At 67.3% G+C, this 8,909-nt stretch carries 7 protein-coding genes; 5 read left to right on the top strand and 2 right to left on the bottom strand.

The genetic code is table 11. The annotated features are described in order from the left end of the window. The 5 genes from ACE3TQ_RS22375 to ACE3TQ_RS22395 all read left to right on the top strand — a co-directional run. Nucleotides 1-531, top strand: a 531-nt coding sequence (locus tag ACE3TQ_RS22375) for a sensor histidine kinase (RefSeq protein WP_374585154.1), incomplete at its 5' end; no start/stop codon positions are given. Further along, nucleotides 528-1,205, top strand: a complete 678-nt coding sequence (locus ACE3TQ_RS22380; RefSeq protein WP_374585156.1) for a LytR/AlgR family response regulator transcription factor — start codon at nt 528-530, stop codon at nt 1,203-1,205. The genes ACE3TQ_RS22375 and ACE3TQ_RS22380, both read left to right, overlap by 4 nt. Nucleotides 1,206-1,277: 72 nt before the next feature. Continuing rightward, nucleotides 1,278-2,135, top strand: coding sequence for an alpha/beta fold hydrolase (locus tag ACE3TQ_RS22385; RefSeq protein WP_374585158.1), 858 nt, complete (start codon nt 1,278-1,280; stop codon nt 2,133-2,135). Beyond that, nucleotides 2,107-3,195, top strand: coding sequence for a sensor histidine kinase (locus tag ACE3TQ_RS22390; protein WP_374585160.1), 1,089 nt, complete (start codon nt 2,107-2,109; stop codon nt 3,193-3,195). The genes ACE3TQ_RS22385 and ACE3TQ_RS22390 overlap by 29 nt, the downstream gene beginning before the upstream one ends. Further along, entirely contained in the window at nt 3,195-3,893 is a 699-nt protein-coding gene (locus ACE3TQ_RS22395; protein ID WP_374585166.1) for a LytR/AlgR family response regulator transcription factor, read from the top strand. The genes ACE3TQ_RS22390 and ACE3TQ_RS22395 overlap by 1 nt, the downstream gene beginning before the upstream one ends. Nucleotides 3,894-3,908: 15 nt before the next feature. Here ACE3TQ_RS22395 and ACE3TQ_RS22400 read toward each other — a convergent pair whose 3' ends face one another. Then, a complete protein-coding gene (locus ACE3TQ_RS22400; protein ID WP_374585162.1) occupies nt 3,909-7,280 on the bottom strand; it encodes a S41 family peptidase in 3,372 nt (1,123 codons plus the stop codon). Between the two features lie 86 nt (nt 7,281-7,366). Continuing rightward, nucleotides 7,367-8,909, bottom strand: a 1,543-nt coding sequence (locus ACE3TQ_RS22405) for an AAA family ATPase (RefSeq protein WP_374585164.1), incomplete at its 5' end; no start/stop codon positions are given.

Below are 8,909 nucleotides of genomic sequence, written 5' to 3' on the forward strand. Positions count from 1 at the left end.
TTCTTCTTCAATAGCCTGAACAGCGTGCGCGCGCTGATCTTCGAGAACCAGCAGTCGGCCGCCCGCATGGTGGACCAGCTGGCCACCCTGATGCGCTACACCCTGGCTTCCAGCTACGCCGACACCGTGCCTTTGAAGGACGAGCTGGAAGCCGTGCAGGCCTACCTTGCGATCGAAAAGATCCGCTTCGAGGAGCGCCTGTGCGTGGCGCTGGACATCGCGCCCGGCATGGAAACGGTGGCAATTCCGCCCATGTCGGTGCAGACGCTGGTGGAAAATGCCGTCAAATACGGCGTCGAGCAAAGCAGCACCGGCAGCGAAATCCGCATCAGCGCCCGCTATGCCGACGGCCGCGCCGCTATCGAAGTGGCCAACCGGGGCGCACTGGCCAAGCTTGGCAACTCCACGCGCGTCGGCTTGAGCAATGCGCGCAAGCGGCTGCTGCACGCCAAGGGCGGCGACGCCAGCCTGGAACTGGTGGAGCGCGATGGCTGGGTGCGCGCGACCCTCGATTTCCCGCTCGCGGCATGATGCGGGTGCTGGTCGTTGACGACGAACGGCTGGCACGACTGGAATTGCGCCGCCTGCTGGGCGGGCATGCCGCCGTGGAAGTGGTCGGCGAGGCCGGCAGCCTGACCGGCGCCAAGGCCTTGGTGGCGGCACTGGCGCCGGACCTGGTCCTGCTGAACGTGCAGCTGCCCGACGGCAGCGGCTACGACCTGCTCGGCGAGCTGCTCGATGCGCAGGACGCGGCCCCGGAAGTCATCCTCACCACCGGCCACGGGCCCAGCCTGCCCGACTCCCTGGTCAAACCGATCGATCCCGAGCGCCTGGCAGCCGCCCTGCAGGCCGTCGCGGTCCGGCTAGGCATGGGCCCGGGGTGCAAGCAGAGCAAGCTGTTCGTGCGCGACGGCCAGCATTGCTGGCTGCTGCGGCTGGACGACGTGCGCCTGTTCGAGGCGGAAGGTCAGCACACCCGCGCCTACCTGGCCGGCGCCGCGCCCCTCATCACCCGTCCCTTGCGCGACCTCGAACGCAGGCTTGACCCGCAGCGCTTCCTGCGCGCCAGCCCGCGCCACATCGTCAACCTGGCCGACGTGCGCCGCATCGGCCACGCCGCCGACGGCACCCTGCAGCTGGACGTGGCCGGCATCCAGGTCGCGTTGCTGGACGCCTCGGCGCGCGCCGCTCATCACCCCATTTAACCGTTCATCAAGTTTGCGGTTCGGTTGTGCCGGCGCGGCCGATAAGCTGTGTTTCACAAGGAGGAAACACCCATGAAAATCGCCAGATTCGCTGCCACCCTGCTGTTCGCCATCGCCACCCTGCCCGCCGCCGCCGCCACCGCCTTCAAGGCGGAAGTAAAGGGCAAAGGCGAACCTGTGATCCTGATTCCCGGCCTGGCCTCGTCCGGCGAAGTGTGGCACGACACCGCTTCCCGCATCTGCGCCACGCACCAATGCCATATCCTGACCCTGGCCGGCTTTGCCGGCGTCCCGGCGCTGCGCGGCGAGCGCCTGCTGCCGGCCGCCGAACAGCAGCTGGCCGACTACATCAGCGCCAACAAGCTGGGCAAGCCGACCGTGATCGGCCACAGCCTGGGCGGCTTCCTCGGCATGAAGCTGGCCAGCAACCACCCGGACAAGGTGGGCCGCCTGGTGATCATCGATTCCTTCCCGGCGCTGGGCGCCACCCGCAACCCCGCCATCAGCAAGGAGCAGCTGCTGGCCGGCGCCGCCCAGATGCGCGACGCCATGCAAAGCCAGGACGACGCCACCTTCAGCGCCATGCAGCAGCGCAGCGTGGCCGCCATGGTCACCTCGCCCGACCATGCGCAGCGCATCGCAGGCTGGGGCAAGCAGTCCGACCGCGCCACCGTCACCGACGCCATGTACGACATCATGGCCACCGACTTGCGCGAGGAGGTGGCGCGTATCAAAGCGCCGACGCTGGTGCTGGGCGCCTGGGCCGCCTACAAGGCTTTCGCCCCCAAAGAGGCGGTGGAGGGACTGTTCAAGGCGCAGTATGCCAAACTGCCCGGCGTGAAAGTGGAACTGGCCGACAGCGCGCGCCACTTCATCATGTACGATGAGCCGGAATGGATGTATGCTCGCATCGACCAATTCATCCGATAATCCGCTCACCATGGAACACACCGCGCGTCCGCTGCTGGCAAGGCTCAACTGGTACTGGCTGCTGCAATGCCTGGGCTGGACGCTGGTGTTCCTGGTCGTGGTGCTGATGTACTTCCGCTTCCTCGGCATGCGCGGCGTGCTGGCCACGGCGGTCTGGATCGCCGCCAGCGGCCTGCTGCTGAGCGAGCTGTGGCACCGCTTCATCAAGGCGCGCCGCTGGAATGTGGGCGCGGTGCGCTGGCGCATGCTGGCCCCGCCGCTGCTCGTGCTCGGCCCCCTGCAGGCCCTCAGCGTGGCCGCCGCAATCTATATGTTCCAGGGCCAGATCGACTGGACCTTTTCCTGGGCGCCCGGCGCCTTCGCCCTGTGGGGCTGCGTCATGCTGGGCTGGCAGATCGCCTATATGGCGGCACTGGCCCTGCGCCGCGCCAGCCAGTTCGAGGCGACCGCCCTGCGCATGGAGGTGCAGGCCAAGGACGCCGAACTGCGCGCCCTGCAAGCCCAGGTCAACCCGCACTTCTTCTTCAATAGCCTGAACAGCATCCGCGCCCTGGTGTATGAGGAGCCCGATGCCGCCTCGCAGATGATCGACCAGCTGGCCAGCCTGATGCGCTATGCCCTGCAGACGGGCCAGCAGCACCAGGTGCCGCTGAAGAAAGAGCTGGAGGCGGTGGAAGCCTACCTGGCGATCGAGAAAATCCGCTTCGAAGACCGGCTGCGCGCCCGCATCGAGGTGGAGCCCGGCCTGGAACAGGTGCTGATCCCGCCCATGTCGCTGCAGACCCTGGTGGAAAACGCCGTCAAATATGGCGTGGAAATGAGCGCCAGCGGCAGCGACATCGTGCTCAGTGCGCGCCGCGACGGCGACAACGCCGTGATCGAAATCGCCAACGCCGGCGCCATCCGCGCCTTCGGCAATTCCACCAAGGTCGGCTTGAGCAATACCCGCAAGCGCCTGGCGCTGTCGCTGGGCGAGGAAGCCAGCCTGCAACTGAGCGAGAGCAGCGGCTGGGTGCGCGCGACGCTGCAGTTTCCCGTGACCACGGCGGTGGCGGCATGATGCGCGTCCTGATCGTCGATGACGAGCGCCTGGCGCGCGCCGAGCTGCGGCGCCTGCTGGCCCAGCATGCGGGCGTGCAGATCGTGGGCGAAGCCGCCAACGCGGCCGAAGCGGCGCTGCAGGTGGCGGCCCTGCAGCCCGACCTGCTGCTGCTGGACGTGCAAATGCCGGGCGGCAGCGGCTTCGACCTGCTGGCCGCGCTGGACGATGCGCCGGAAGTGATCTTCACCACCGCCTTCGACCAGTACGCGCTGCAGGCCTTCGAAGCCAGCGCGTTGGACTACCTGATGAAACCGATCGAGCCGCAGCGCCTGGCCTCGGCGCTGGAACGCGCCGCCGCGCGCCTGGGCATGACGCCCACGCCCAGCAGCACGCCGCGCAAGCTGTTCATCCGCGACGGCGAGCGCTGCTGGTTCGTCAAGCTGGAGGATATCCGCCTGTTCGAATCGGAGGGCAACTACACCCGCCTCTACTTCGACGACGCCAAACCCTTGCTGGCGCGCTCACTGCTGCAACTGGAACAGCGCCTGGACCCGCAGCAGTTCTTCCGCGCCAGCCGCCGCCACATCGTCAACCTGGCCGCGGTGCGCAGCATCGACAACGAGGAAGGCGGCGGGCTGACGCTGCGCCTGGACGACATGGCGGTGGAAGTATCGCGCCGCCGGGCGGCGGCGCTCAAACAGCTGCAGGCGTTCTGAAGCTTACTTTGACGCTTACTTCAGCGCCGGAATAGCCTGCGGCTGCAGCGGCTTGACCGGCTGCTCCTTCAGCTTCTTCTGCAGCATCTCAATCGCCACTTCCAGCTGGCGGTCGCGCCCGGCGTAGCTGGCGTGCGGCAGGTTGTCCACCTCCACGTCCGGCGCCACGCCCACGCCCTCGATCAGCCACTGGCCGTCGGCCTCGCTGAACTGGCCGTTTTCCGCCACGCGCACCATGCCGTTGTCGCTCAGGCGATTGCGGTCGCTGAGCCAGACGCCGGCGCCGGCGGTGCGCTTGCCCACCAGCGGCGCCAGGCCCAGCGCTTTGACGCCTGCGGCGAAGGTTTCACCGTCCGAATAGGTCAGCTCATCGACCAGCACCACCAGGTGGCCGCGGAAGGTGTTCTGCATATTCGGGTAGGTGCGGCCCGATGGCGGCGCCCAGTAAGCCCATGCCTTGCGCAGCAGCTTCTCGATGATCCAGCTGTCGATGTTGCCGCCCTGGTTGCGGCGCACGTCGATGATCAGGCCGTCGCGGTTGATATTGGCGTAGAACTCGCGCGCAAAGGTGGCGATATCGTTCGGCCCCATGGCGCGCAGGTGCAGGTAGCCGATGCGGCCCTTGGAGGCTTCGTCCACCTGGCGCGCCAGGCCCTGCTCCCAGTCGCCGTAGCGCAGCGTCGCATGGCGCGCCAGCGACACCGGCGTCACGATCACCGAGCGCTGCGCGCCCTTGGCGGTGGTCACGTTCAGCAGCACCTGCTTGTCGGCCTGGTTCAGCAGCAGGTCCGAAATATCGCGCGCTTCCAGCACCGGCTTGCCGTTCACGGCGGTGATGGTGTCGCCTTCGCGCACGTCCACGTCCGGCTGCGCCAGCGGGCCGCGCGCATTCGGCAGTTCAGGCTCGGTGCGGTAGACGTGCTCGACGCGGTAGCCCTTGGCGGTGCGCGCCAGCACGGCGCCCAGGCCGGCCGGGCTGCCTTCCGGCGCCGGGCGGCGGATATCGCCCGGCTGCACCTGTGAATGCAGGGCGCCCACTTCGGCCACCATCATGCCCAGGATATCGTTCAGCTCCGCGCGCTCGGTCACGCGCTCCACCAGCGGCGTGTACTTGGAGCGCACGATGTTCCAGTCCACGCCGCGCATCTTCGCGTCGTACAGGAAGTCGCGGTGCATGCGCCAGGCGTCGTTGAACATCTGCTTCCATTCCAGGCGCGGGTTGGAGACGAAGGTCCAGTCCTCCACCCGCACCTTGGCCTTGCTGATGTCGGCCGGCTGCTTGGCGCCGGCGTCCACGATCAGCATGTCACCCGGGCCATTGGCGGCGAAGCTGCGGTAGAACACGCGCTTGCGGTCGCCGGACAGCTCGTAGCTGCGCACATTGGCGGCGAAAACTTCCGGCTGCGGGTTGTTGCGCGCAATGGCCAGCGTCTTCAGCGTGGAGCGGCCGTCGCTGCCCTCGCGCTCCAGGAAGTACAGGCGCTTGTCGTCCACCGCCAGGTCGCGGTAATTGCCCGCTGCCAGCGGCACCTCGTACACGCGCTCGGCCAGGCCGGCGAACACGATGGCCGGCAGCGCCGGCTTGGCCGGTGCGCCCGGCTTGGCGGCAGCACCCGCTGCGGCGGCGCCGCCGGCGGCCTTGTCGGCCTTGGCGTCGGCCGCCTTCTCGACTGCTTTTTCGACCGCTTTTTCCGCCGCCTTCTCTTCCGGCGTTTCGGCCGGCTTGGCGCCCGCCTTGCTCAGCTCATCGTCGGCCTTGAAGGGGAAGCGGTTGCCCGGCTGCAGCGCCAGCGCGAATACGCCGACGCGCTTGTCGAACACCGGTCCCATATTGCGGTCGCCCCACGGCGAGCCGTTGGCCAGCGTGTAGTTGCGCGCCGACAGGAAGTACAGCCAGCGCCCGTCCGGCGAGAACACCGGCGATTCGGATGGAAAGCGGTCGCCGGTGACAAAGGCCAGCTGCTTGCTGTCGACCGCGTACAGGGCGACCTGGTCGCGCTGCGCGTCCGTAGCGGAGCGCACGAAGGCCAGGTAGCGGCTGTCGGGCGACCACACGGCCGGGTCATGCTGGTCGATGCCGGCCGCCTTGCCGGCGTCGTCCACCAGGGTGTTCACGCGCGTGGCCAGGTCCAGCAGCCACATGCGGCCCTTCTTGTCGTTGTGCGCCAGGTACTTGCCGTCCGGCGAAGGGTAGATTGCCCAGCGATGGTTGTTGCCGTCCGTGGTCAGGCGCTCACCCTTGCCCGAACCGTCGGCGGCGAACTTCCAGATTTCATTCTCGCCCGTGATGTCGACGATGGCGTAGACATGCTTCTCGTCGTGGCTGAACACCGCATCGCGCGCGCGGGCGCCTTCCGGGATGGCGATCTCCACCCGGCGCAGGCTGCCCGTGCCGGCGATCGTGACGCGCCCGCGCGCCGTCAGCACCACGCGCTCTTCGCGCGCCGACAGCGCGGTATTGGTCAGCGCCTCCAGCGGCGAACGGATCTGGCGCGTGCGCTGCTGGTCGAAGTCCGACAGCAGCGACACCTTCAGCTGGCGCGTGGCGCCGCTGGCCAGGTCCAGCAGCTGCGCATCGGCGCCCAGCTGGTACACGATGCGGCCATCGCCCAGCGCCGCGTTGCGCACGTCCCAGTCCTTGTGCTGGGTATGCGCGCGCAGGTCGCCGCCGTCGGCGTTGGAGGACCAGATATTGTCGGCGCCATCGCGGTCGCTGATGAAGTACAGGCGGCCCTTCCACCACATCGGGCGCTTGAAGTTGGCCGCCTCGCCGGCGAACACCGGGCGCGCTTCGCCGCCGCCATCCACGTCGTAGCGCCACAACTGCGCGGTGGCGCCGCCGCGGTAGCGGCGCACGTTGTCGCCGGTCATGAGCAGGCCAAGGCGGGTGAAGTACAGCGTCTTGCCGGCATCGTCCAGCACCGCATCGTTGGCGTCGGCCACCGGGAAGGTGCGGCGCGCCAGCGTGTCGGGCTTGAGCGCCGACACTTCCCAGCGGTTGCGCGGGCCGGTCTGGGTCGGCAGCGCCACCAGCACCTCGCCCTTCGCCGTCCAGCCCAGCACGCGCGCATTCTCGTTGGCGAAGGTCAGGCGCTTGGGCAGGCCACCGGCCAGCGGCATGACGTAGGCTTCCGGCGCGCCTTCATAGCTGGCCACGAACGCCAGCCACTGGCCGTCCGGCGAAATGGCGGCCTGGGTTTCGGAACCGGCGTGGGTGGTCAGGCGCTGCGCCGCGCCGCCGGCGACGCCTGCTTTCCACAAGTCGCCCTCGGCGGTAAAGACCACGGTGTCGCCGCGCACGGCGGGGAAGCGGATGTAAGGATCGGCGGCGTACGCGCCATGGGATGCAGCCAGCAGGCCAAGCGAAAGCAGGAGGGATTTATTCATTACGTTTATAAAGGATGATTAAACCGCTCACGATTGTGCAATAAAAAACCCGCTCTGTGAGCGGGTTTTTGCGGCGGTATGCCGGTTTATTCGACTTCGACCGTTTCCGGCGGCGGGGTCGGCGCCGCGTCCGGTTCCGGGAACTCCAGCTTGATCGCTTCGGCGTCGTCCAGGTCGACGATCACGCGCCCGCCGGACACCAGGCGGCCGAACAGCAGTTCGTCGGCCAGCGCCTTGCGGATCATGTCCTGGATCAGGCGCGACATCGGGCGCGCGCCCATCAGCGGATCGAAGCCCTTCTTCGCCAGGAACTTGCGCAGTTTCTCGCTGAAGATCGCTTCCACCTTCTTCTCGTGCAGCTGCTCTTCCAGCTGCATCAGGAACTTGTCCACCACGCGCAGGATGATTTCCTCGTCCAGCGCGCGGAAGCTGATGATCGAATCCAGGCGGTTGCGGAACTCCGGCGTGAACATGCGCTTGATGTCCGCCATCTCGTCGCCCGCCTCCTTGCTGTCGGTGAAGCCGATCGAGCGCTTCTGCAGGCTTTCCGCACCCGCATTGGTGGTCATGATGATGATCACGTTGCGGAAGTCGGCTTTGCGGCCGTTGTTGTCGGTCAGCGTGCCGTGGTCCATCACCTGCAGCAGGATATTGAAGATATCCGGATGCGCCTTCTCGATCTCGTCCAGCAGCAGCACGGCGTGCGGCTTCTTGGTGATGGCCTCGGTCAGCAGGCCGCCCTGGTCGTAGCCCACGTAGCCCGGCGGCGCGCCGATCAGGCGGCTTACCGCATGGCGCTCCATGTACTCCGACATGTCGAAGCGGATCAGCTCAATGCCCAGGATGAAGGCCAGCTGCTTGGCCACCTCGGTCTTGCCGACGCCGGTCGGGCCGGAGAACAGGAAGGAGCCGATCGGCTTGTCCTGCTTGCCCAGGCCGGCGCGCGCCATCTTGATGGCGGAAGCCAGTGCTTCGATCGCCGGGTCCTGGCCGAACACCACGTTGCGCAGGTCGCGGTCGATGGTCTGCAGCTTGCTGCGGTCGTCCTGGTTGACGGTCTGCGGCGGGATGCGCGCGATCTTGGAAATGATTTCCTCGATCTCGGTCTTGCCGATGGTTTTCTTCTGCTTCGACTTCGGCAGGATGCGCTGGGCGGCGCCCGCCTCGTCGATCACATCGATGGCCTTGTCCGGCAGGTGGCGGTCGTTGATGAAGCGCGCCGCCAGTTCGGCTGCGGTCGACAGCGCCGACGACGAATACTTCACGCCATGGTGCTCCTCGAAGCGTGACTTCAGGCCGCGCAGGATCTGCACGGTCTGCTCCACGGTCGGTTCATTCACGTCCACTTTCTGGAAGCGGCGGCTCAGCGCATGGTCTTTCTCGAACACGCCACGGAATTCCGTGAAGGTGGTCGCGCCGATGCACTTCAGCTGGCCGTTCGCCAGGGCCGGTTTCAGCAGGTTGGACGCATCCAGCGTCCCGCCCGAGGCCGAACCGGCGCCGATGATGGTGTGGATTTCGTCGATGAACAGGATGCCGTTCGGGTTGTCCTTCAGCTGCTTCAGCACCGCCTTCAGGCGCTGCTCGAAGTCGCCGCGGTACTTGGTGCCGGCCAGCAGCGCGCCCATG

The sequence above is a fragment of the Pseudoduganella sp. genome, assembly GCF_041914865.1.
Lineage (GTDB): Bacteria > Pseudomonadota > Gammaproteobacteria > Burkholderiales > Burkholderiaceae_D > Rugamonas.

What these genes read in the sequence shown, in the direction of transcription:
- ACE3TQ_RS22380 (WP_374585156.1), top strand. Translation starts at nt 528, where the DNA reads ATGATGCGGGTGCTGGTCGTTGACGACGAACGGCTGGCACGACTGGAA.
- ACE3TQ_RS22385 (WP_374585158.1), top strand. Translation starts at nt 1,278, where the DNA reads ATGAAAATCGCCAGATTCGCTGCCACCCTGCTGTTCGCCATCGCCACC.
- ACE3TQ_RS22390 (WP_374585160.1), top strand. Translation starts at nt 2,107, where the DNA reads ATGCTCGCATCGACCAATTCATCCGATAATCCGCTCACCATGGAACAC.
- ACE3TQ_RS22395 (WP_374585166.1), top strand. Translation starts at nt 3,195, where the DNA reads ATGCGCGTCCTGATCGTCGATGACGAGCGCCTGGCGCGCGCCGAGCTG.
- ACE3TQ_RS22400 (WP_374585162.1), bottom strand. Translation starts at nt 7,280, where the DNA reads ATGAATAAATCCCTCCTGCTTTCGCTTGGCCTGCTGGCTGCATCCCAT.